Origin of the sequence: Actinomadura sp. HBU206391 (assembly GCF_014323665.1) — a bacterium.
GTDB lineage: Bacteria > Actinomycetota > Actinomycetes > Streptosporangiales > Streptosporangiaceae > Actinomadura_C.
Genome location: NZ_JABVEB010000536.1, coordinates 1 through 1,484, shown reverse-complemented (window position 1 = coordinate 1,484; position 1,484 = coordinate 1). Strand labels below are relative to the sequence as shown.

Sequence of the window (1,484 nt, the reverse complement as noted above, 5' to 3'; positions counted from 1 at the left end):
GATCCTGCTGACCACCCATGACCTCGGGGACATCGAACGGCTCTGCCACCGCATCATGATCATCGACCATGGCCGGCTGGCCTACGACGGCGACCTCGACCAGCTGCGCGCCACCGTCGCGGCGGACCGGCTCCTCATCGTGGATCTCGCCCGGCCCGGCCCCGACCTCGACCTGCCCGGCGTCCGTGTCGTGCGCAGGGACGGACCCCGGCAGTGGCTCGCGCTCCCGCCCGGCGCCAACGCGGCGACGGTCGTGGCGGCGCTGGCTGACCGGCATGAGATCGCCGACATCGCGCTACGCGAGGCCGACATCGAGGACATCATCACACGGCTCTACCGGACCGGTCTGCCCGCGTCGCGGTGAGCGCCGGTCATCCGTACGAGTAGTCGTCGTCCAGGTCGTCCGGGCGCTCCCGCCGCCACCGCCGGGGCGCCCACGCCGGCATGAGCAGGGCGAATCCGAGCAGCGCGAAGACCCCTGAGCTGAGCATCAGCTGCAGCCCCGCGTCGAGTTCGCCCGCCGGCGGGATGTCACCCGGCAGCTGAAGTGCGCTCTTCGGCTCGACCAGGAAGTAGACCGTCCAGCCGATGAAGGCCAGCGCGGGGATCAGGGAGGCCAGCGGCGACGCCCACCGAGCCACGATGATGACGCCGGTCACGAGCCCCACCGCGGCCATCAGCGAGAGGGCGCCGTACATCCGCGTGCTGTCGTTGATCGTCTGACCTATCGGATCCAGCGCCGCCCCCGCACGGGAACAACCCCATCCGGCCCCGTAGGCCAACGCCGGTGTGAGCAGTATCCCGAGTACGAAGCCGAACGCATGGCGCACAGCCGACCACCATCCCCATCACCCGCTCCGTGCCCGTACACGGCATATCCGTACCGATACCTAACAGGACCCGACGCTCCTTCGGAAGGGAATGCGCAGGTTCGCCTCCGTACGACTGGTCGGGCGGGTCTGAGGTCGGGGGAACCGGGCGTGCGGCCGGAAGAGGACACGATCCCACGTGAGCACGGGCGGCGGCCACGCCGGGCGATGCGGTTGCACGAACGTTCGCGGATGTCTCGACCTCAGGGTCTGCGATCGGTCGGCCGACCTCAGATCTTCGCCGACACCCTTGCCGCGATCTACCGAACGTCACTGCACGGTCACTGATAACCGTCCGAACGGTTTGTGTCGCCAAGTTGTTTTGACCCGATTTATACGGGCATCGGCGGGGTGGAACATCACAACTCACGTCCGGAGGCACACATGTCGACCGCCCTAATGGTCGTCATCGCAATCGTGGTAGTCGGGTGCGTCGGAATCGTCCTCGGAATGGCCGTCTGGCGTCGCCTGCGTGCGCAGCAGCTCCGCACGGAGTTCGGCCCGGAGTACGACCTTGCCGTCGAGCGGCACGGCAACCGAGCCGACGCGGAGCGCGAACTCCTCGAGCGCAAGCAGCGTCACCGGGAGCTGGACATTCGTTCGCTCGACTCCGGC

At 68.2% G+C, this 1,484-nt stretch carries 1 protein-coding gene and 2 pseudogenes; 2 read left to right on the top strand and 1 reads right to left on the bottom strand.

Features of this window, described 5'->3' with window-relative positions:
* Positions 1-364 (top strand): annotated as a pseudogene (locus HKK72_RS39210) (methionine ABC transporter ATP-binding protein); the annotation flags it as partial.
* Positions 365-371: 7 nt separating this feature from the next.
* Here HKK72_RS39210 and HKK72_RS39205 read toward each other — a convergent pair.
* Positions 372-830, bottom strand: a complete 459-nt coding sequence (locus tag HKK72_RS39205; RefSeq protein ID WP_187239422.1) for a hypothetical protein — start codon at positions 828-830, stop codon at positions 372-374.
* A 423-nt stretch (positions 831-1,253) separates the two neighbouring features.
* Between HKK72_RS39205 and HKK72_RS39200 the strand changes: the two are divergent.
* Positions 1,254-1,484: pseudogene (locus HKK72_RS39200) on the top strand (hypothetical protein); the annotation flags it as partial.